Here is a 21,800-nt window from a genome sequence, read left to right on the forward strand (position 1 = left end):
TACCAATCAGCTACTTTCTGTCGGCTCAGGCCTAATTACACAACATTACACCCCGCTAAGCAACACAACCGTTCTAACTAGCAATATCTGACAGAATCGTCTTAAGAGACTCGATAGGCTTTTTAGACCCTGTAATAGGCCGCCCTATAACCAGGTAGTCCGCACCTTGAAGCAGCGCTTGGGACGGGGTGAGTGTTCGTCTTTGATCCCCAGCATCAGAGCCCGCAGGACGAATTCCCGGCGTCACCAGGGAAAAGTCGACCCCACATTCACTGCGCAGCAGTTGAGCCTCCCGTGCGGAGCAGACTACACCGTCGAGACCACAGGATTTAGCTTGAGAGGCCAAGTGCAACACCTGCTTTTCCAGCGGAGCAGCCACGCCAACTGCAGCCAGCTCCTCTGCAGTTGTGCTGGTAAGTACAGTAACCGCAATTAATAGAGGCTTATCCTCGCCAAATTCCCGCAGGGCCTCGGCGGCAGCCGACATCATCCGCTCACCACCACTTGCGTGAACATTAACCATCCATACCCCCAATTTCGCAGCAGCTTTAACGGCCTTTGCAACAGTATTCGGGATATCGTGAAATTTAAGGTCCAGAAATACCTGGAAGCCCCGGTCAACCAGCGTTTTCACCAAGTCTGGACCAGCGGCAGTAAACAGCTCCTTACCAACTTTGACCCGACACAGCGACGGATCGAGCTGATCTGCCATTGCCAGTGCAGACTCAGCATTGTCGTAATCCAGAGCAACGATAACCGGAGAAGAAACTTTAGACTGCAAGAAAAACCTCATTCATTTCAAAAGCCGCCCCGACCAGGCCGTCAGCCCGATGTACAGGACAGTCATTACTTTACTCGCCCTCAATCCCCTTAACGGAGCGTACCGAATCCCAGTGCTTGCAGCTCGGACACAACCAGTGCAACTGATTGCCCGAAAACCCACAATTGCTACACCGGTAGTGAGGGCGGCTCGCTATAAGCTGGTCGATTAATGTCTTGAGTAGGGAGAGATTCTCTCTCGCCCTACCCTCTGTACTATCTATATGCAGATCGAGAAAGCGTCCCAATCCCCTCAAAGACGGGCGCAGCGCCAGCTGCTTCCCCATAAATGCAGCCGCTGCAGCCTCACTATCCTGCTGCTGAATACGCTCAGTCAGGGCAATCAATACGCTATTAGAGGGGTGCTCTTTCAAAAGGGATTCAAGATAGCGATCCAACCCCTTGCCATCCCCTAAATCCCCATAACAAGTAATCAACAACTCAAGGATTTCAGGAATATAGTCCGGACTCTGCTTGGGGATCCGCTGTAAAACCTTAATGGCCTCTCTCGGCTTGCCAAGCAGATATTCGAGGCGACCCCACAGCAAATTTGCCCGCACTGAGCTGCGCTCATAACTCAAGGCAGAATCGATATGCTTCCTCGCACTTAGGTAATCCTTTGCCGCTATTGACTCCTCTGCCAATTCGCAGCAAAAATGAGCCTGAACCGGGGCCCAGTCAGCCGAGAGGCGCTTGAACCGTCGACCATGCAACAGGTTTACAGCATGGATCGCTTTAGCCCACTCCCTTTCATCCCGGTAGACTTCAATCAGACGCTCCAGGCTAACAGCCTTTAACTCCTGAGAGGTCTCAACCAGCTCTTGTAGCAGACGTTCAGCTCTATCCAGCCAGCCAGCAGAAATATAGTCACAGGCAAGTTCAAGTTGAGCTTTGTTTTGACTAACCCTGGACAAGCTCGGGCGCCCGAGTAAATTTTGATGGACTCGAATCGCCTGATCGTACTCTCCTCTTCGGCGCAACAGACTTCCAAGAGCCAGGTGGGTGTCAAAAGTAGCCTGACTTACTTCCAGAGAGTCAATAAATTTATCGATGGTATCGTCGTGGCGCTCACTCAATAAATAGTTTAAGCCCTGGGCGTAAGACCTCACCAGCGCATGCTCTTGCTCACTATAATCCGCCACTTTCTTTTTGGCGCTGCCTCGCCCCAGCACCCAGCCGATCGCGATTGCCGCAAGCAGGAAAAAGAAATAGGTAAAATCGAGCAAATCAGTCTCCAGAAGCCTTGCGGTGGGCGGTGTGTAATTCCCGCTCCATTTTCTTCAATTGCTTCTCGAGCGACCGCACTTGGCGACGCTTGGCATAAACAGGCTGCAGACTAACGACAAAACCAAGCAACAACCCCAGCAACAAGAAACCAATCAACCAAAAGCCTACACTTCCCGCCGGCAGTTGATAGCCTACAATATTTGGCTTGATAGTCTCCGGATTGGCAACTGCGAAATAAATCCCCAAAGCGATGCAAAGCAGGGCGACGACCCCATAGACGATGCGTGTCAGCCAACGCAAAAATGACAAGGGAACCTCCACGTTCCACAAAAAACTTTATCGATTAACGACGAAGCTCACCCCGATTAATGGCAGTATCCACACTGCTGCCAGGGAGTCTAATCATACTTCGATACTTGCCTCATCGTGCATACTTCGATTCACTCTGTCGCGCAACTCTTTGCCAGGCTTGAAATGCGGGACATATTTCCCGGCGAGATCAACCGCGTCCCCAGTTTTGGGATTCCGACCCGTACGCGGGGCTCGATAGTGAAGAGAAAAGCTACCAAAGCCGCGTATCTCTATACGCTCACCCTGGGACAGGGCATCTGACATGGTGTCGAGCACCACTTTTACCGCCAGCTCTACATCCTTAACTGGCAGCTGATCCAACCTCAACGCAATCCTTTCGATCAGTTCGGACTTGGTCATGCGCTCCGCAACCTTTGTAAGTCATTGATTATTCTGGAGTAGAGCACCAATCATCTAATAGAAAGCCGGACTGGGCAACCCCAGTCCGGCTTTCGGGTCGCTCCAAATGATCCATTTGGAGCTGTGAACACTCAAAGACAATTAGTCTTTGTTGTTCATTTGTGCCTTAATCAGGTCACCGATAGTAGCAGGCTGAACTTGTTCAGACTGCTTCTTGCTGTGATCCTTGATAGCTTGCTTCTCGTCGTCCTGGTCTTTGGCTTTGATAGACAGGCTGATCACGCGGTTCTTGCGATCCACGCTGGTGATCTTAGCTTCTACTTCTTCGCCTTCTTTCAGAACGTTGCGAGCATCTTCAACCTTGTCGCGGCTGATTTCAGAAGCGCGCAGTACGCCTTCTACTTCGCCCGCCAGGGTGATTACTGCTTGCTTAGCGTCAACTTCCTTAACAGTACCTACAACGATGCTGCCGCGATCGCTGGTGGTAACGTAGTCGGAGAACGGATCGGACTCCAACTGCTTGATGCCCAGGGAGATACGCTCACGCTCGGAATCGATGCCCAGGATAACAGTTTCGATTTCGTCGCCTTTCTTGAACTTGCGAACAGCTTCTTCGCCAGCTTCGTTCCAGGAGATGTCGGACAGGTGGACCAGACCGTCGATGCTGCCGTCGAGACCAATGAAGATACCGAAGTCAGTAATGGACTTGATCTTACCGGAGATCTTGTCGCCCTTAGCGAATTTACGCGCGAAGGCATCCCACGGATTTTCCTGGCACTGCTTGATACCCAGGGAGATACGACGACGCTCTTCGTCGATATCCAGGATCATCACCTCTACCTCGTCGCCAACCTGGACAACTTTGGACGGGTGAATGTTCTTGTTGGTCCAATCCATTTCGGAAACGTGTACCAGACCTTCCACACCTTCTTCCAGCTCGGCAAAGCAGCCGTAGTCGGTCAGGTTGGTTACAACCGCCTTCACGCGGCTGTTCTCTGGGTAACGCTGCTTGATGGATACCCAAGGATCTTCGCCCAACTGCTTCAGGCCAAGGGATACACGGCTGCGCTCGCGGTCGAACTTCAGTACTTTTACTTCGATCTCGTCGCCAACGTTCACGATCTCGCTCGGGTGCTTGATGCGCTTCCAAGCCATATCGGTGATGTGCAGCAGGCCGTCGATACCGCCCAGGTCTACGAAAGCACCGTAGTCGGTCAGGTTCTTCACGATACCCTTGACGCTCATACCTTCCTGCAGGCTTTCCAGCAGAGCTTCACGCTCTTCGGAGGTGGCAGCTTCCATAACGGCGCGGCGGGAAACAACTACGTTGTTGCGCTTGGAGTCCAGCTTGATAACTTTGAACTCGAGCTCTTTACCTTCCAGGTGCGCAGTGTCGCGAACCGGACGAACGTCAACCAGAGAGCCGGGCAGGAACGCACGGATATTGGCAACATCAACAGTAAAGCCACCTTTAACCTTACCGCTGATAACACCTTTAACCACTTCGTCAGCTGCGTGAGCTGCGTCGAGGATTTTCCAGGCTTCAGCGCGCTTGGCTTTTTCGCGGGACAGACGGGTTTCACCGAAACCGTCTTCTACAGCTTCCAGGGCAACCTGCACTTCGTCGCCCACCTGCAGCTCAACTTCACCTTTATCGTTGGCGAATTGTGCAGCAGGGATAACGCCTTCAGACTTCAGGCCCGCGTGAACGGTAACCCAGTCTTTATCTACGTCGATTACAACACCAGTAACAATTGCGCCCGGTGCCATTTCAACGCTTTTCAGGCTCTCTTCAAATAGATCAGCAAAGCTCTCGCTCATTACATTACCTATAGTGCTGGGTCCAGCCGTTGGTAACTGTTAAGTCTAGTCAACCGCCAGCCGCGACCCCAACCGCGCTGCCAGCACGCGGGTCGGATTACGATAACGGCCGGGCGATTCTGGCTGATCCCGGCCGCTGTCGTTAGAAAACTATTTACTGCCCGAACTTCAGGGTGAAATACGGTCCTGAACTAAATCGAGCACTTTTCGGAGGACTTCATCGATACTCACCCCCGTACTATCCAGCTCAACCGCATCCTCAGCGGGAGCCAGGGGGGAGGCTTTTCTGTTCATATCCTGTGCATCTCGGGCACGGATGTCCTCCAGCAGGTCGCGGAGGCTAACAGAAACCCCCTTATCCTGCAACTGAGCGAAACGCCTGTTAGCGCGCTCCTCGGCGCTGGCGGTTAGGTAAACCTTGACCGGCGCGTCGGGAAACACGGTAGTGCCCATATCCCGACCATCGGCAACCAAGCCGGGGGCTTGACGGAAGTCCCGCTGGCGCTGCAGCAGCGCTGCCCGCACTCCGGGAATTGCCGCGACCTTGGACGCGGCCATGCTTACCCGCTCCATACGGATATCTGCGGTGACATCACTCTCTTCCAGCCACACCTGCAACTGACCGGCACTCACGGTAAAGCGTACATCGAGGTCTTTCGCCAATTCAGTCAGCAACTTGTCATTGGAGAGGTCAACCTCCTTATTAAGTGCGGCCAAAGCGGCAGCCCGATAAAGGGCCCCGGAGTCCAACAAGGAAAAGCTCAAGCGATCAGCCAAAAGCTTTGCAATGGTTCCCTTACCCGAACCACTGGGACCATCAATGGTAACTACTGGTGGCAACCCGTTTGTATCACTCATATTTTCTTTACAACTCAACATCTCTGGCGGATGCACTCAAGCGAACCACAACCGCCCAAACCTGAATGCCCGTGTCACGCCAACTGCAACTTGAGACCCGCGCCCGTTGCCAGTTCGGCAAAGTTCGGGAATGAGGTCGCCACATTGGCGCAGCGAAGGATGCGGATTGTATCCTTTGCGCGCAGCGATGACACTGCAAACGCCATAGCAATACGGTGATCCCCCAAGCTATCGACGGTGCCTCCAGAAAATACCACACCCTCTTTGCAGCCCTGGATCACGATACCGTCCGGTGTTGGCTCAGCTTTTACCCCAAGTGCAATCAAGCCATTTGCCATCGCCTGAATCCGGTCACTTTCCTTGACCCGCAACTCCTCCGCACCAGTCAGGACGGTCTCACCTTCTGCACAAGCTGCCGCAACAAACAATGCGGGAAACTCATCAATCGCCAGGGGCACCTGATCCTCAGGGATGCGAATTCCCTTCAAGGGCGCATAGCGAACACGAATATCCGCCACCGGCTCACCGCCCACTTCGCGCATATTCAGCAATTCAACATTGCCGCCCATTGCACGGAGGATATTGATAACCCCATCGCGGGTGGGGTTGATCCCCACATGCTCCAGCACAACATCGGAACCGGGAGAGATAGCGGCAGCAACCATAAAGAATGCGGCTGAAGAAATATCGGCAGGCACATCGATGCGACAGGATTTCAGTGAGCCACCGCCCACCAACTTAGCCTGAGCACCATCCCGCTCCACCTTATAACCAAAGCCCTGCAACATGCGCTCGGTATGATCTCTAGTGGGCGCCGGCTCAACGGTAGACGTTTGACCCTCACTATAGAGCCCAGCCAGCAATACCGCTGATTTCACTTGAGCACTAGCCATCGGCAGCGGGTAATCGATCCCTTTCAACGCACTACTACCCTTAATCAAAAGCGGCGGACGACCTTCCGGGCCAGTCTCAATATTTGCACCCATCTCACGCAGGGGGTTAGCCACGCGATTCATCGGGCGTTTTGACAGGGAATCATCACCAGTGAGTGTTACGTCGAAATCCTGCCCGGCAAGCAATCCAGCCAACAGGCGCATGGAGGTCCCGGAGTTACCGAGATATAGCGGTCCGGGCGGTGCCTGCAAGCCATTAAGTCCTACGCCATGAATTACAACCCGACCATTGTCCGGCCCCTCAATTACGACCCCCATATCGCGGAAAGCCTGCAGGGTTGCCAGTGCATCCTCCCCCTCCAGAAAGCCCTCAACTTCTGTAACTCCCTCGGCCAGGGAGCCCAGCATAATTGAGCGGTGCGACATGGATTTGTCCCCCGGCACCCTGAGCTTGCCATTTACAGCCTCGCCCGGCTGCACGATAAAAGTAATCTCTTGTTCTTGCATAGGTTCCGAATACGCTTGTTTTGCCAACATTTTGGTAAAGTGATCCCGTGCCGCTTTGGCGCGAGTAAAAACCCCCATCAGGGCAGCGCTATCACCCGAGGCAATAGCGTCGCGCAGGGAAGAAAGGTTGAGGCTGTATAGGTCGATGGCCTTTAAGATGGCATCCCGATTGGCGAGCATAATATCTCGCCACATAACCGGGTCACTGGAAGCGATACGAGTAAAGTCACGGAAGCCTCCCGCCGCATAACGGAAGATATTTTCGTTTTCCGCATCGTGGGCCAAAGTGTCCACAAGGCTAAAAGCGATGACATGGGGAAGATGGCTCGTAGCAGCCAGAACCTCGTCGTGCTCCTCCACTGACATTGTCAGGGGCTCAGCTCCCACGGCCTGCCATGCTCGCTCCACGAGCTGCAAATGAGCAGCCCCTGTATTCGCAAGCGGCGTCAGGATAATGCGGTGATCCCTATAGAGGTCATCTCTCGCCGCGGTAACACCACTTTTTTCAGAGCCAGCGATTGGATGCCCTGGCACCAAAAAATCTGGAGCACTTCCCCACACTTTTTCTGCCGCTGCCACCACGCTACCTTTTACGCTGGCGCCATCTGTCACAGTGACTCCCGCCGGCAGGTGTTCTTTAAGCTGCGCGAATACAGACTCAATCGCCAGTGTCGGCACAGCCACAAACACCAAATCGCCCGGCTCCAGCTGCGGCAATACCAGCTCTAGACTGGTGCTGGCCCGATCAACAATACCGAGCGCCCTGGCTTCATCGCAGACACTCTCTTCCAGAGCGACCCCGATAACCTCTCGGCAAGCCCTAGCAGCTTTCAGTGCAAGGGCAAAACTCCCCCCAATTAAACCGATCCCAACAACCAGCAGTCGGCCAATTTGAGCTTGCGCCATCACAGCACTCCGCGAGGGTAGGAACCCAGCACTTTCAGATCTGAGGCACAGCCTCCAACCTCTTTTAGCGCCTCGGCAATTCCCTGGGTATCGCGGTGGCCGCTAAAATCGATAAAGAACACATAGGTCCAATTGCCAGACTGCGATGGCCGGGTCTCTACCCGAGTCAAATCGACACTGTAGCGACGAAACGGCTCCAGGAGATCGTGCAGAGCACCTGGCTCATTGCGCATTGATACCATCAATGAGGTCTTATCATCCCCACTCGCAGGCACTTGCTGGGTACCAATAATCAAGAAGCGGGTGGAATTATCCGGGCGATCTTCTATTTTCTCCGACAGCACCTTCAACCCGTAGAGTTCCGCTGCCATATCGCCAGCTATCGCCGCAGCATTCCACTCACCCTTAACGCGCTTGGCCGCATCCGCATTGCTGGCAACTGCAACACGCTCCACATTGGGATAATGAGCATCAAGCCATTTGCGGCACTGCGCCAGACTCTGCGCATGGGAATAAATACGAGTGATTGACTCTGGGCGCGTTACATCTGAGATCATCAAGTGATGATGGATACGCAGCTCCACCTCACCGCAGATACTCAGGTTAGAGTGCATAAAGTTATCCAGGGTGTGATTGATCACCCCTTCGGTAGAGTTTTCTACCGGCACTACACCGTAACTGACGGCACCTGCTTCTACCTCACGGAAAACTTCATCAATTGCCGCCAGCGGCCGGCTCTGGGCAGAGTTGCCGAAGTGCTTTAATGCCGCCTGCTGGGTAAAGGTACCCTCAGGGCCCAGGTAGGCCACCTTGACAGGCTCTTCCAAGGCCAGGCAGGCCGACATAATTTCGCGAAACAGTCGCGCCATCTCTTCATCAGTCAGCGGACCATTATTGCGCTCCATAGCCTTGCGCAGCACTTGTGCTTCACGCTCCGGCCGATAATAGAGAGCATCCTCGCCAGTAGCTTTCTTAACCTCTGCAACCTCCAGGGCGCAGCGAGCCCGCTCACTAATTAAGCGAGCAATCTCTCCATCAATACTGTCGATCTGATTGCGCAGCTCCAGCAGTCGCTGGTCGCCACTCACAGTTTCCTCTGCCATTCGTTTATCTACTTTCTCTAGAAATCATCAAGATTAAATTAACCACCTAAGCCTTACGCGCTTCAAAATCCGCCATAAATGCCACAAGCGCTTCCACTGCCTCCATGGGAACGGCGTTATATAGCGACGCCCGCATACCACCCACAGAGCGGTGCCCCTTTAAGCTCAACAAACCCGCTTCTTCTGACTCAATCAAAAACTGCTTATCCAAGCGGTCGTCAGCCAACACAAAGGGCACATTCATGCGGGAGCGACTTCCCTCCTCAACCGGACTGGAGAAAAAGTCACTGCTGTCGAGGAAGTCGTACAGCATTTTAGATTTAGCATCGGCCTGCTCAGCCATCGCATCAACACCCCCCTGATCTTTCAACCACTGGAAGACAAGACCAGATAAGTACCAAGCGAAAGTAGGTGGCGTGTTATCCATAGAGCCCGCTTCTGCCGCCACCTTCCAGCTCAAACTGCGAGGAACATTTTCCAGTGAGCGATCGAGTAAATCATCTCGAATCAAAGCTACAGCGATACCTGAGGGGCCAATATTTTTCTGCGCACCGGCATAGATAACGCCGAACTTTTCCACCTCAATCGGTTGAGACAAAATAGTTGAGGACATATCCGCCACTAGCGGGCACTCCACTTCCGGCACATAGCCAAACTCAACACCGCCAATCGTCTCGTTAGGGGTATAGTGGAAATAAGCCGCATCCCCACTCGACTGCCAGCTGTCTGCTGCAGGTGCATAGCTGAAGTTTCGATCCTCACTGGATGCGACCACATTTACTTCACCGTAACGACGAGCTTCTTTGATCGCCTTGGCCGCCCAACTACCGGAATGAATGAATTCAGCTTTGGTAGAGCCAGCACCGAGAAGATTCCAGGGCACAGCACTGAACTGCCCAGTTGCCCCGCCCTGAAGAAACAACACTTTGTAGTTGCTCGGCACACTGAGCAGATCGCGGAGGTCCTGTTCGGCCCGCTCAGCTACCTCAACAAACTCTGGAGAGCGGTGGCTGACCTCCATTACAGAGCAACCGAGCCCTTGCCAATCGAGCAACTCCCTTTGCGCCTGCTCCAGTACGGGCTGCGGTAAAGCGGCAGGGCCTGCACAGAAATTAAACTTCCTCATGAGCTGATTTCCACAATACAAAAAAGGTTTCAAATACAACTAGATGTGTCTACGCACAAATTGCCATTCATAGGGATAGATATCGCGCCTTTAGCGTTTTTCGTGGGAGCCAAAGGCAAGAAAGGCCGCGATAAACGCAGCCTTTCTTAGTCGTCTGGAGCGGTGGGTCACTCTTCCCCACCGTTTTCTTCACCGTCATCCTCGGTCTCTTCAATGCGACCGAGACCAACCAACTTCTCGCCAGTCTTCAGGCGAATCACTCGCACCCCCTGCGTGTTGCGCCCAAGTACAGACACTTCATCAACACGGGTACGCACCAGAGTGCCCTGGTCGGAGATCAACATCATCTCCTCACCTGGGTGCACCTGACAGGCCCCAACCAAAGCACCGTTACGTTCACTTTCCGCGATCGCAATAACACCCTGGGTACCGCGTCCCTTGGTGGGGAATTCGCTGATAGCTGTGCGCTTACCGTAACCATTCTCAGTAGCCATCATCACAGAGCCACCCTCTTCAGGGATAACCATAGCGATAACCTGCTGACCTTCCTGCATACGAATACCGCGAACACCACGGGAAACACGGCCCATAGAGCGCACATTGGACTCGGAGAAGCGCGCTGCCTTACCGGCGCTGGTAAACAGCGCTACATCGCGCTCACCATCGGTAATCGCAGTGGCTACCAGGCGATCGCCCTCCTCCAGCTCAATTGCACGCAAACCAACACTGCGGGGGCGGGCAAAAGCGGTGAGGGGGGTTTTCTTCACGGTGCCATTGGCAGTGGTGAAGAAGATAAAGTGATTTTCGTCGTACTCGGACACCGGCATCATGCTGCTGATACGTTCACCCTCTTCCAGGGGCAGCATATTAACCATTGGGCGACCACGGGAGGCTCGGCCAGCGGTGGGCACTTCGTAGACTTTCAGCCAGTACACCTTGCCCTTATTGGAGAAGCACAGAAGGGTGTCATGGGAGTTGGCGATCAATAGATGCTCGACGAAGTCCTCGTCTTTTACCTGGGTCGCAGATTTACCCATACCACCACGGCGCTGGGCCTGGTAATCGGTCAGAGGCTGGCTCTTGGCGTAACCGCCGTGGGAGATAGTTACTACCTTGTCTTCCGGGGTAATCAGGTCTTCAACAGTCAGATCCTGGCGAGACGCAACGATATCGGTACGACGCTCATCGTTAAAGTCCTTTGACAGCTGCTCTAACTCTTCACGGATCACTTCCATCAGACGCTCGAAGCTGCCGAGGATATGCAGATATTCAGCAATCTGCTCCAGTCGATCCTGGTATTCTGCCAGCAGCTTGTCGTGCTCCATGCCCGTCAGGCGGTGCAGGCGCAATTCGAGAATTGCCTGAGCCTGGGCCGGGGACAAGTAGTAAGAATCGTCGCGCAAACCAAATTCTTGCGGCAGATCATCTGGACGGCAGGCATCAGCACCAGCCCGCTCCAGGAACTGCTGTACATTGCCCACAGGCCAGCCTTTAGCCAGCAACGCCTCGCGGGCATCTGCCGGTGTGGCGGAAGATTTGATCAGCTCGATTACCGGATCGATATTGGCGATGGCAATCGCCAGACCTTCCAGAATATGACCGCGCTCGCGGGCTTTGCGCAACAGGTAGACCGTACGGCGGGTAACGACTTCCTGGCGGTGGCGAATAAAGTGCTCGAGCAGCTCTTTGAGGTTCAATACCTTGGGCTGGCCATCGACCAGGGCCACCATATTGATACCGAAGACGCTTTCCAGCTGGGTCTGGGAATAGAGGTTATTCAGAACCACATCACCCAGCTCTCCCCGCTTAAGCTCAATCACTACGCGCAAGCCGTCTTTGTCGGACTCGTCGCGCAGCTCAGAGATACCCTCGATCTTTTTCTCTTTCACCAGTTCGGCAATACGCTCGATCAAGCGCGCTTTATTCAACTGGAAGGGGATCTCAGTAATGATGATGGTTTCGCGATTGGTCTTGTCATCGCGGATCACATCTGCTTTGGCACGGACATAAATGCGCCCACGGCCAGTGCGGTAAGCAAGGAGAATACCGGCGCGGCCATTGATGATGGCGCCCGTGGGGAAGTCCGGCCCGGGGATGTACTCCATCAGGTCGTCGACGGTCAACTCGGAATTATTGATCAGAGCCAGACAAGCCTTGATCACCTCACCCAGGTTATGGGGAGGGATATTGGTGGCCATGCCCACCGCAATACCGGAGGAACCATTGACCAAGAGGTTCGGCACACGCGAAGGCAACACCTCCGGCATTTGCTCGGAACCATCGTAGTTATCGACAAAATTAACAGTTTCTTTATCGAGATCGGACAGCAGCTCGTGGGCCAACTTATCCATACGAATTTCGGTGTATCGCATGGCAGCTGGACTGTCACCATCGATAGAACCGAAGTTACCCTGGCCATCTACCAAGGTGTAACGCATAGAAAACGGCTGCGCCATACGCACAATAGTGTCGTAGACCGCAGTGTCTCCGTGCGGGTGATACTTACCGATTACATCACCAACGACACGCGCTGATTTCTTGTAAGGTTTATTCCAGTCGTTTTTAAGCTCGCTCATCGCGTAAAGCACGCGGCGGTGTACCGGCTTGAGGCCATCGCGTACATCCGGCAGTGCGCGCCCGACAATCACGCTCATGGCATAGTCGAGATAAGACTGCTTGAGTTCTTCTTCGATATTAATCGGAGAGATTTCTTTGGCTAATTCGCCCATGGCTTACGGCGTTCCTTTTATAGCGCGGGCGTACGTACTGTGCCCGGGATAAGCGGGCGATTCTACCATAGTTTGAGATGTTTGGAGCCGCAGGACTCGGAGATATCCAACTGCGGCACAAACCACAGTTGTCGCCCCCATTGACTGCGGCTACAGTAAAACACCCCCACAGCAGCCACCAGATAAGTCCTCATGCAACAAGCTGTCGATACCCTGATCCACGCACGCTGGATCATACCCGTCGTACCCGAGAAAAAAGTGTACGAAAATTGTTCGCTCGCAATAGAAAAGGGCAAAATCTCTGCCCTGGTACCCACAGCTGAGGCCTCAATTCGTTTTCAGGCAACAGATGAAGTCGACCTGGGGCAACACGCACTAATTCCAGGGTTAATTAATACTCACAACCATGCGCCCATGACGCTATTACGCGGCTACGCTGATGACCGCCCCCTTAAAGAATGGCTGGAGCAGCACATCTGGCCGACAGAGCAACGCTGGGTCGGTCCGCAATTTGTAGCTGACGGCAGCCGGCAAGCGATTGCCGAGATGCTGCGCTCAGGTACTACTACTTTTTCTGATCAGTACTTCTTCCCGGAAGCCGTCGCCATTGCTGCGCGGGAGAGCGGAATCAGGGCCCATATCGCCTTCCCCGTGCTGGATGCCCCAACCCCCTGGAGCCGCAATAGCGACGAGGCCCTACACAAAGGATTGGCGTTACGCGATGATTACCGTGCGCACGATCGAATTGAGGTGGTATTTGCACCCCACGCCCCCTACACCGTGGGGGATAAAACACTGGAGAAAATTGCAGTCTGCTCTGCCGAAGCGCAGATCCCCATGCAGATGCACCTCCACGAGACCCACGCTGAAGTTGAAAGCGCCCTGAACGCTAATGGAGAGCGGCCCACCGAACGGCTATTCCGCCTTGGGCTGCTGGGGCCGCAGACACTTTGTGTACATATGGTGGCCACTAATCAACGAGACATTGAGCTAGTGAGTTCAAGTGGCGCCCATGTTTCTCACTGCCCATCATCTAATCTCAAGCTCGCCTCAGGCTTTTGCCCAGCCTATGACATGCTGGAAGCGGGCATCAACGTATCCCTTGGCACCGATGGCGCTGCGAGCAATAACACCCAAGACCTGTTCTCCGAAGCCAACACAGCCGCACTACTGGCAAAAGCTGTTAGCGGGAACGCAACAGCCCTACCCGCGCATCAGACACTGAGCATGGCGACCATCAACGGAGCCAAAGCACTGGGAATTGAAGATATAACCGGAAGCCTGGAGGTAGGTAAAAGCGCAGACATTGCAGCTATCAATCTCGGCGGTCTAGAACAGCAGCCTTTGCATGACCCAGTGTCCCAGTTGATTTATGCCAACGGAGGACACAATGTCAGCGATGTCTGGGTCGCCGGGCGACAACTTTTAAAGGAGCGCCAGCTACAAACCTTAAACGAAACTGAGGTTATCCAGCGGGCGCAAATATGGCGTGATAGAATCAGCGGAAATTTACGCTAGATAACTGATTCCGGCCCAATCACTGAAAAATGCCGGTTACGAGCGACGGAGTTTGCAGAGAAGTTCATGAGCAATGTAGATCCCTCAGAAATCGCCAAATTTGAGCAACTTGCCAGCCGCTGGTGGGACAAGGAAGGCGAGTTCAAACCACTACACGAAATCAATCCACTGCGTGCAAATTACATTGACGGGTATGCTCCGGTTGCCGGTAAGAAGCTCCTCGATGTGGGCTGCGGTGGCGGCATCCTGGCTGAAGCCATGGCGCAGAGGGGAGCCGATGTCACTGGTATCGATCTAGGGGAAGCCCCACTCAATGTCGCCAAACTCCACGCCCTAGAAAGTGGCGTCAGCGTCAATTATCGCAAAGTGGCAGTAGAGGAACTGGCAGAAGAAGCGCCCGAGAGCTTTGATATTGTTACCTGCCTGGAGATGCTTGAGCATGTACCAGACCCGTCCTCTGTCATTCGCGCCTGCGCGAAACTTGTAAAACCTGGCGGCAAGCTATTTTTCTCTACGATCAACCGCACCCCCAAAGGGTGGCTGTTTGCCGTAGTCGGAGCAGAATATGTCCTACGCTTACTGCCCAAGGGCACTCATGAATACAGTAAGTTTATCCGCCCCTCAGAAATGGGCGCCTGGCTGCGCGATGAGTCCCTGGAAGCGCACGATATAACCGGTATGACTTATAACCCGGTTACCCGAAGCTACAAATTGACCCCCCGGGATGTCGACGTCAATTATTTGATGTATGCCAGCAAACCAGAATAAGTGAACTGCAAAATGAAAGCCGTTTTATTTGACCTGGATGGTACCCTGCTTGATACAGCGCCAGATTTTATTGTTGTATTAAATCAACTGCGCCAACAGGAACAGTTACCTCCACTGCCTGACGAGACGATCCGGGGAACTGTATCCAATGGTTCCAGGGCGCTGGTCACATTGGGGTTTAACAAAGAAGAAGGTGACCCCGCCTTCCCAGGATTACTGCAAAGGTTACTGGACCTCTACCTGGCACATCTTGCAGAGAAGACGACCACTTTCCCCGGTATCGACAACCTGCTCGACAACCTGGTTGAAAAAAACCTTCCCTGGGGGATTGTCACCAATAAACCGGAGGCCTACACCACTCCTCTGATGGAAGCCTTTACCCATCTACCGCCAGCCTCTGCAATTGTTTGCCCTGACCACGTCAGCAAATCCAAGCCGGACCCCGAGCCCCTATTTTTAGCCTGCAGCCAGATTGGTTGCGCGCCCGCTGAAGCAATTTATATCGGCGACCACAAGCGCGATATCATCGCCGGACAAAAGGCTGGTATGCCGACTATCGCTTGCGGGTATGGTTATATTGACTCTACAGATAACCCCGCCAATTGGGGGGCAGACCACCTGGTAAATTCCGCCAATGAAATTTGGCCCCTTCTAGAACAACACTATTTTTGAAACTTGAAGTAATACCGGGCACCCAAGCCCGGTGACAGTATCGGGATATTTCATGTCAGACTTTGTTGGCGACTATCAAGCGCCCTCCGACCTATTAAAGAGCAAAATTATTCTTATCACCGGTGCCGGAGATGGCATAGGTAAAACTGCAGCAAAGACTTTTGCTGCTCACGGGGCGACAGTAATTTTGCTAGGCCGTACAACCCCCAAGCTAGAAGCGGTCTATGACGAAATCGAGACTGCCGGCGGACCACAGCCGGCTATTTTCCCCATGGACCTGGGTGCGGCAAAAATAGAGGATTTCGAGAGCCTCGCAGAAGCTATTCGCAACGAGTTTGGCCGCCTGGATGGACTCCTGCACAATGCCGGCCTACTCGGGCAACGCACCCCTATAGGCAATTACAATTTCAACACTTGGCAACAAGTAATGCAGGTGAATGTTAATGCAGCGTTTGGGCTAACAAAAGCAATGCTGCCTCTGCTAGAGGAATCAGAAGCAGGCTCTGTTGTCTTTACAAGCTCCAGCGTTGGGGTTAAAGGGAGAGCCTATTGGGGGGCCTATTCAGTATCGAAGTTTGCCACTGAAGGATTGATGCAGGTACTCGCCGATGAACTGGAAGGGGTTTCCAATACCCGGGTCAACTCCCTAAACCCAGGGGCAACCCGTACAACAATGCGAGCAACTGCCTACCCAGCAGAAAACCCACAGTCGGTAACCTCTGCAGAAGATATTATGCCCACCTACCTCTATTTAATGGGTAGAGACAGTAACGGCGTAAGCGGGAAGCATTTTAGCGCCCAGAAGAAATAGAGACCCCGTCTCCTGGACAAGAATCCGGGCTTCGGTCTCGGGTACTTGTCCATGTAAGCCTTATTGGCATTGCACTTGATAGCTACTCACCGAAGCCCTTGTCATCACTGTCTTTTGAGTCCGCCCCCTCTCCAATTGGAGGCATATGCTCGGGAGCATCGGCAAATACATCGCCTTCAAACTCCATCATATTGGAGCCATCAAACAGCTCTATATCTTGAGCATCTCCCGAGTACTGGTTGTAGTCAACGGACTGTTCATCCCGCTCACTAAGCGCGACCCCCACAGCATAAGCTGCAGATCGATCAGATACCGCAAGGCTTATCCCCTCGTACCCAACCACAACAGCAAACAGTGCTGCAGGTGTTAGCAACCCCTTCATTTTTCCACCCCCAGATAGCCTAAGCCTATAGTTACTATAAAATTGATAGTTTTATGTATTTCACTTTCTTAGCGCCCTACTCCCAGATATCTCCACATCTAGGCAAAACACATTTCGCCACAAATTTTTTCATTTTGCCCATTAGAAAAGTGTGAGCTATTCCTCAAATCTATTTGTCCAGTTGCAACTTCAATGGCAGAATCCATTTCATAACTAGTAAATAAGTCAACGTTTCGAGCTATGAAAGTACCATTTATTTTTGTCATCTTTGTACTCCTTGCTCCCTCCGTGTTCGCGGAGTCAATCACAAATCAAATCAAATCATGTGCAGGGATTGAACCCCGGGATAACCGCCTCGCTTGTTATGATCAAGTCGCAGCCTCTTTAGAACACCAGGCAGCTGTAGCGTTTGGATACGAGCAAAAGCTTATAAGTGAAGAGGCACCCCAAAAAATTGACGCCAAGATAGTAGATATTCATATCGGTGCCCACGAAAAGAGATTCATTACACTCGATAATGGTCAACTGTGGAAACAGAATGATTCAAGTAGAGTATTTTGGAAAGTCGGTGACTCAGTAATCATAGAGAGAGCCTTACTGGGCTCCTTCTTTATGAAGCCTGCTGACGGAGGCCGCAAACTCCGGGTAAAGCGCATTAAATAAACAGTCGTATTTATGGCGGGTACAACTCTAGTACCCCCCCCCCCTCCAGTCGCCCCTTACAAGCATTATGCAACCTTCCAGTCACACCTGATCCCAGCGGTTTTCTCAGCACTCATCTATAGTGAAGAGGTAATAGGCGCCACCAACGCCTGAAGAGCTTTCAATAGCGTGTAGCACTTACACAGCCAACAAAGGTTTAAGCACTTGTCCCGAGAACATTTTTACTCAAGGGATGAAGAATGGCTGAAGGATACAGGCGAACCACTCTCTGACTCCTGCCAGGGCGCCAGCGAGCCCGACCCTCAAGTCGAGCGAGACCCTGACACGGAAGAGATTCACGCAGCGGGTGACACCCTCTCCGAGAGCGGTACCACCCCAATGCAGAGCTATCTCAAGCACCTTTACAGGCTTGAGCTATTAACTCCGGAGGAGGAGCACAGCACCACCTGTCTATTGCGCGACCTGGAAGAAAAGCTCATTTCCAACCTTCAGGAGAGCGGCACCGAGTTGGTCCAACTACGCAGCGAAGGAGTGGAGCAGCGCGGAAGTACAGGCGCCTACGACCATGGACTTATAATTGCCCACACCGAAATCCTGCTTACCAGCAATTTCCTAGATAGGCGCGGTCGCAGCAGGCTGACCGGGCTCCTACAGCGCTTTCAAAAACAGAGGAAAAAACTAATCCAATGTAATCTGCGCCTGGTTATTGCCATCGCAAAACGCTTTCGCAATCCATCCGTTCCCTTTATCGATTTAATTCAAGAAGGCAATGTTGGATTAATGAAAGCTATTGAGCGGTTCAAGCCGCAAATGGGATACCGCTTTTCCACCTATGCCTACTGGTGGATCCAGCAAGAGATTCAGTTAGCCTTAAGACGCAACGAAGATCTTGTCCGACAACCAGCCAATGTCCAGGATGATTTAAGAGCGATTTACAGAGCCATTGGTGAAGTCCGCGCTCAGGGACAACCTGCATCCGATGACAATCTAGCCCGCCACACAGGACTAGATATTGAGAGAATCCAAAGCTTATTAAAACTCCCAGGACCAACAGGGTCTCTCGATGACCCGGTTGCAGATGACCAGAGCAGCACCAGACTGGACTACGCACCTGCTGATGAGCTTTACAATACGGATGAGCTTGTAACCAACCAAGAGCTAGCTCAACGTCTCCGTGAAGCTGTTGCCCGCCTCCCTGCACGACAAAGGACAGTCCTCAACTTGAGGTATGGATTAATTTCTGACAAGGACTGCTCTTTTCGAGTTATTGGGGAGCAATTGGGGCTTAGCCAGGAGCGCGCGAGACAACTGCATTCTGACGCACTTCGACAACTGAAGCGGCAGTGGCGCTAGAAAAGGAAGAAGTCGATGGCAAGCCTCTTTGGAGAGCTTGCCATCGAAGCCTTTCCCACTAGTCTTTAAAACAGCTCTATCAGTTAGTACCGCGAAGATATGCGTAAACCAGTGGTTTTTAACGATAAGTGCAGTGTTTTTAAATACTGTGCCTATTTTTTTGCCGGCGGACTCTTCCTTACTCCGCCCACCCATGCAGAATCCGAATTCATTGCAAGTGCAGGTAAAGGACTTGGGAATGAGTTGATGCAGTATCGCTCTATCTCAGCCTCAGAAATGGCTGGATTTAGCTACTCCCATTTACTGCTTTCATTTAGTCTCGGCAATAATTCACTTCAATGGTGGGGGCAAGGCAGTTACTCCCATATGCGAATTGAGCATCAAAGTGAGAAACAGCAGCAAAATATTTTCGAAATTAAACCTATTTTGCGCTGGTACCCCCGGAGTGATTTGCAGGGTGGATTTGCTGAAGCAGGTGCAGGGGCATCCTACTTAAGCCAAAAGAACTTCGGTGATATCGGATTGAGCACCAAACTAAATTTTGCCCTGCACTTTGCTCTTGGGTACCGTTTTTCCAGAGGCCATGTCCTATCTTTAAGGTACAGTCATTTTTCGAACGCTAGAACCAATACACCCAACCCCGGTTTTGATTTCGCCTCTTTGAACGGGCACCTTAACTTTTAGAGGTGTAATCTTTCAATACTTTCCAGATTGCTAACGACTAAGATTACTTTAAATTTAATTAAGCAGGCCCTGAAAAAAGTCTATGGTTTTTCCTGCTGAAGCTGCATAACTAAACTCTTGAGGGTTCGAGTTATTTGGCTTGTTCGCCAAATTCAAACTTGTTTCTATTAAAGATTTAATATCACCTCGCTCCACCAATCCTTCAGGAAAATAATTCTGTAAAACCTCACCCGTGCAGCCTCCAGAATAAGCGACTACCGGGCGCCCCATCGCCATTGCTTCCTTGGAATACTTTGCATTCTCATCCTTCTCGCTGGCGAGTTGAAAAACTAACTGGGAAGTCGCATATAACTCACGCATATCGCGGCGTTCACCGAGAAAAGTTACCTTGCCACCGAGATCCAATTCTTGCGCGAGCCCTTCCAGCTTTTTCAGATAGCGCAAATCATTTTCGACTAAAGTTCCTACAATCACTCCGTGAATATCATCTCTTTGTACCGCAGCCTGGGCCAACATATGTAGAAATTCTTCCTGCCCGCCATTTGCAGAGATTTCGCTAGGCATTAACCACCAGTTTTTCCCTTCCAGCTGGGGATAGCTATTCAAAAGCTTCAGTTGCCACTGGCTCGCTACCGGTTTTTCGCGATCAAACTCGCGAATATTGATACCGTGATAAATAACCTCTATCGAGTCTTCTGCAGTTTTGGGGGAGGACTTCTTCAGGTTCTCTGCAACCCCTCGGGAGCTTGCGATAATTCCATCTCCTGACAGCATACCTTTATTAAAATAACTGTTGGGAAAATCTTGATCTACGAGCGGCACCAGCTTAGGGCGACTTGTAGCTGGATCACTCTTTAAGGCGCGCCAAGCTAGAAAAGCCGTTGAGCGACCATGGGTATAGACAATATCCGGTTGCAACCTTGCGAGAATCTTACGTAGGCGGGATTTGTGCCGCAAAGACCAGATTGACTCACTGATTTTTGGAAAGCTGATAAAGTCACTACCGTGCAAACGAAACCGCGCCTCCAATGGTCCATCAGTAGAAATCACCAGGGACTCGTGGCCTTTTTTGACCAGTTCATTTGCAAACTCAAGCGCAAGAGTTGCTGTGATCCCAGGCTCTAGGCTGGGCAAAAACTGTACAACTTTCAATTTGACTTCCGTGAAACAGACCAAAAGGTCTATTTTGACTTCCTATAGGATAATTTCCCAGTAAATCATCACTAATTTACAAGTCAGTGACTTGATGCCTAAAAGCCCCTCTGGCACCTGAAGGTGTTAGTGATAGTATTTGCAAAGGCAAATTACTCAGGGACCCGACAATGCTTCAGCGACAAATAAGTTACTTTCTCGCCTTTACACTGCTTCTACTAACAATAGGAGCTTCAGCCGCTGAGAGTGATAAAGGCATCTTCTGGAAAGCAACTAAAGATAATAAAACCGTTTACTTATTAGGCTCGATTCACTTGGCAACTGAGGACTTCTACCCTCTAAGATCAAAAATTGAACAAGCCTACTCCAATAGTGATGCTATTGCCGTCGAGGCTGACATTCTCGCTGCAGAAGGCGACAGCCTGTTACAGCAGCGAATCATGATGGAGTCTATCTACCAAGGTGAGCGAACTTTAAAAGACGAACTTCCACCCGCGATATACAGCCAACTAAAGTCGTGGATGCACAAGCGTAGTATGCCCGAGGCTATGTTTATCCGGCAGCGTCCCGCCATAGCCATGATCTCTATGAGCATGATTGAGATGCAAGCCCACGGCCTCAATCCAGAACTAGGCATTGATCGGCACTTTTTACAAAAAGCAAAAAAGGATGGGAAATCCGTTCTGGAGTTGGAAGGTGTCTTGCAACAATTCAAGATGTTAAATGACCTCGACAACCCAGCGCTCCTCTTCCAGCAAACCCTTGAGCAAATCGGGGATATTTCAACCTTTTTACCCAAACTTACCAGCGCATGGAAGCGAGGAGATGAAGAAGCTTTGAATCGCCTTATTATCCTCGACGGCCTAACTGAAAACCCTGAATATAAGCCGCTCTATGACACACTTTTTTTTAATCGCAATGAAAGGATGGCTGAGAAAATTGCCCTTAAGGGGCCAAACTACCAGTCTCTGTTTGTCATTGTCGGCGCTGGCCACTTGGTGGGCGAACGCAGTGTTATCGAGTTTCTAGGCGACACTGGTTACAAATTAGAACGCCTTTAATCACTGCCCAGTAACCCTCGGCGCAGATTTTCTGCG

The 21,800-nt window shown here is 51.9% G+C and carries 20 protein-coding genes; 8 read left to right on the forward strand and 12 right to left on the reverse strand.

Going from position 1 to position 21,800, the window contains the following annotated elements; translation table 11 throughout:
• Positions 1 to 73: 73 nt before the first annotated feature.
• The 10 genes from pyrF to gyrA all read right to left on the reverse strand — a co-directional run bounded on the left by pyrF (position 74) and on the right by gyrA (position 12,700).
• Complete coding sequence (gene pyrF, locus ACJJII_RS21800; RefSeq protein ID WP_444917723.1) at positions 74 to 781, reverse strand: orotidine-5'-phosphate decarboxylase; 708 nt, start codon at positions 779 to 781, stop codon at positions 74 to 76.
• Between the two features lie 70 nt (positions 782 to 851).
• Positions 852 to 2,045, reverse strand: a complete 1,194-nt coding sequence (lapB, locus tag ACJJII_RS21805; protein ID WP_413662668.1) for a lipopolysaccharide assembly protein LapB — start codon at positions 2,043 to 2,045, stop codon at positions 852 to 854.
• 1 nt (position 2,046) lies between these two features.
• The gene (locus ACJJII_RS21810) at positions 2,047 to 2,355 is read right to left on the reverse strand and encodes a lipopolysaccharide assembly protein LapA domain-containing protein (protein ID WP_413662669.1); all 309 of its coding nucleotides are present in this window, start codon (positions 2,353 to 2,355) and stop codon (positions 2,047 to 2,049) included.
• 93 nt (positions 2,356 to 2,448) lie between these two features.
• Positions 2,449 to 2,757, reverse strand: a complete 309-nt coding sequence (ihfB, locus tag ACJJII_RS21815; protein ID WP_282932044.1) for an integration host factor subunit beta — start codon at positions 2,755 to 2,757, stop codon at positions 2,449 to 2,451.
• A gap of 141 nt (positions 2,758 to 2,898) precedes the next feature.
• Entirely contained in the window at positions 2,899 to 4,578 is a 1,680-nt protein-coding gene (gene rpsA, locus ACJJII_RS21820; protein WP_444917724.1) for a 30S ribosomal protein S1, read from the reverse strand.
• A gap of 168 nt (positions 4,579 to 4,746) precedes the next feature.
• On the reverse strand, positions 4,747 to 5,436 hold the full coding sequence (gene cmk / locus ACJJII_RS21825; RefSeq protein ID WP_444893290.1) for a (d)CMP kinase: 690 nt from the start codon (positions 5,434 to 5,436) through the stop codon (positions 4,747 to 4,749).
• A gap of 74 nt (positions 5,437 to 5,510) precedes the next feature.
• Positions 5,511 to 7,742, reverse strand: coding sequence for a bifunctional prephenate dehydrogenase/3-phosphoshikimate 1-carboxyvinyltransferase (locus ACJJII_RS21830; RefSeq protein WP_444917725.1), 2,232 nt, complete (start codon positions 7,740 to 7,742; stop codon positions 5,511 to 5,513).
• A complete protein-coding gene (gene pheA / locus ACJJII_RS21835; RefSeq protein ID WP_282932042.1) occupies positions 7,742 to 8,845 on the reverse strand; it encodes a prephenate dehydratase in 1,104 nt (367 codons plus the stop codon). The genes ACJJII_RS21830 and pheA overlap by 1 nt, the downstream gene beginning before the upstream one ends.
• Positions 8,846 to 8,891: 46 nt before the next feature.
• Positions 8,892 to 9,971 carry a 3-phosphoserine/phosphohydroxythreonine transaminase gene (gene serC, locus ACJJII_RS21840; RefSeq protein WP_444917726.1) on the reverse strand — a complete coding sequence of 360 codons (1,080 nt, stop codon included), beginning with the start codon at positions 9,969 to 9,971 and terminating at the stop codon, positions 8,892 to 8,894.
• Positions 9,972 to 10,138: 167 nt separating this feature from the next.
• Positions 10,139 to 12,700: a DNA gyrase subunit A gene (gene gyrA, locus ACJJII_RS21845; RefSeq protein WP_108733855.1), complete on the reverse strand. Its 2,562-nt coding sequence runs from the start codon at positions 12,698 to 12,700 to the stop codon at positions 10,139 to 10,141.
• Between the two features lie 192 nt (positions 12,701 to 12,892).
• Here gyrA and ACJJII_RS21850 point away from each other — a divergent pair, with 192 nt between their 5' ends.
• The 4 genes from ACJJII_RS21850 (at position 12,893) to ACJJII_RS21865 (ending at position 16,469) form a co-directional block, all read left to right on the forward strand.
• Positions 12,893 to 14,218 carry a TRZ/ATZ family hydrolase gene (locus tag ACJJII_RS21850; protein ID WP_444917727.1) on the forward strand — a complete coding sequence of 442 codons (1,326 nt, stop codon included), beginning with the start codon at positions 12,893 to 12,895 and terminating at the stop codon, positions 14,216 to 14,218.
• 66 nt (positions 14,219 to 14,284) lie between these two features.
• Positions 14,285 to 14,986, forward strand: a complete 702-nt coding sequence (gene ubiG, locus ACJJII_RS21855) for a bifunctional 2-polyprenyl-6-hydroxyphenol methylase/3-demethylubiquinol 3-O-methyltransferase UbiG (protein ID WP_444917728.1) — start codon at positions 14,285 to 14,287, stop codon at positions 14,984 to 14,986.
• Between the two features lie 12 nt (positions 14,987 to 14,998).
• Positions 14,999 to 15,658, forward strand: a complete 660-nt coding sequence (locus tag ACJJII_RS21860) for an HAD family hydrolase (RefSeq protein WP_413662676.1) — start codon at positions 14,999 to 15,001, stop codon at positions 15,656 to 15,658.
• Positions 15,659 to 15,710: 52 nt separating this feature from the next.
• Positions 15,711 to 16,469 carry a YciK family oxidoreductase gene (locus ACJJII_RS21865; protein WP_444917729.1) on the forward strand — a complete coding sequence of 253 codons (759 nt, stop codon included), beginning with the start codon at positions 15,711 to 15,713 and terminating at the stop codon, positions 16,467 to 16,469.
• 82 nt (positions 16,470 to 16,551) lie between these two features.
• On the opposite strand, the gene ACJJII_RS21870 is transcribed toward ACJJII_RS21865, so the two are convergent.
• Positions 16,552 to 16,851: a hypothetical protein gene (locus ACJJII_RS21870; protein WP_444917730.1), complete on the reverse strand. Its 300-nt coding sequence runs from the start codon at positions 16,849 to 16,851 to the stop codon at positions 16,552 to 16,554.
• Between the two features lie 240 nt (positions 16,852 to 17,091).
• On the opposite strand from ACJJII_RS21870, the gene ACJJII_RS21875 reads away from it, so the two are divergent.
• From ACJJII_RS21875 to ACJJII_RS21885, 3 genes are all read left to right on the forward strand, one after another.
• A complete protein-coding gene (locus ACJJII_RS21875) occupies positions 17,092 to 17,514 on the forward strand; it encodes a hypothetical protein (RefSeq protein ID WP_444917731.1) in 423 nt (140 codons plus the stop codon).
• A gap of 204 nt (positions 17,515 to 17,718) precedes the next feature.
• Positions 17,719 to 18,867, forward strand: a complete 1,149-nt coding sequence (locus ACJJII_RS21880; RefSeq protein ID WP_444917732.1) for a sigma-70 family RNA polymerase sigma factor — start codon at positions 17,719 to 17,721, stop codon at positions 18,865 to 18,867.
• A gap of 99 nt (positions 18,868 to 18,966) precedes the next feature.
• The gene (locus ACJJII_RS21885) at positions 18,967 to 19,551 is read left to right on the forward strand and encodes an acyloxyacyl hydrolase (RefSeq protein ID WP_444917733.1); all 585 of its coding nucleotides are present in this window, start codon (positions 18,967 to 18,969) and stop codon (positions 19,549 to 19,551) included.
• 54 nt (positions 19,552 to 19,605) lie between these two features.
• Here ACJJII_RS21885 and ACJJII_RS21890 read toward each other — a convergent pair whose 3' ends face one another.
• Positions 19,606 to 20,703 carry a glycosyltransferase gene (locus ACJJII_RS21890; RefSeq protein WP_444917734.1) on the reverse strand — a complete coding sequence of 366 codons (1,098 nt, stop codon included), beginning with the start codon at positions 20,701 to 20,703 and terminating at the stop codon, positions 19,606 to 19,608.
• Between the two features lie 170 nt (positions 20,704 to 20,873).
• On the opposite strand from ACJJII_RS21890, the gene ACJJII_RS21895 reads away from it, so the two are divergent.
• Entirely contained in the window at positions 20,874 to 21,764 is an 891-nt protein-coding gene (locus ACJJII_RS21895) for a TraB/GumN family protein (protein ID WP_444917735.1), read from the forward strand.
• Positions 21,765 to 21,800 lie beyond the last annotated feature (36 nt).

Source organism: Microbulbifer maximicatervae (SeqCode) (assembly GCF_052467825.1).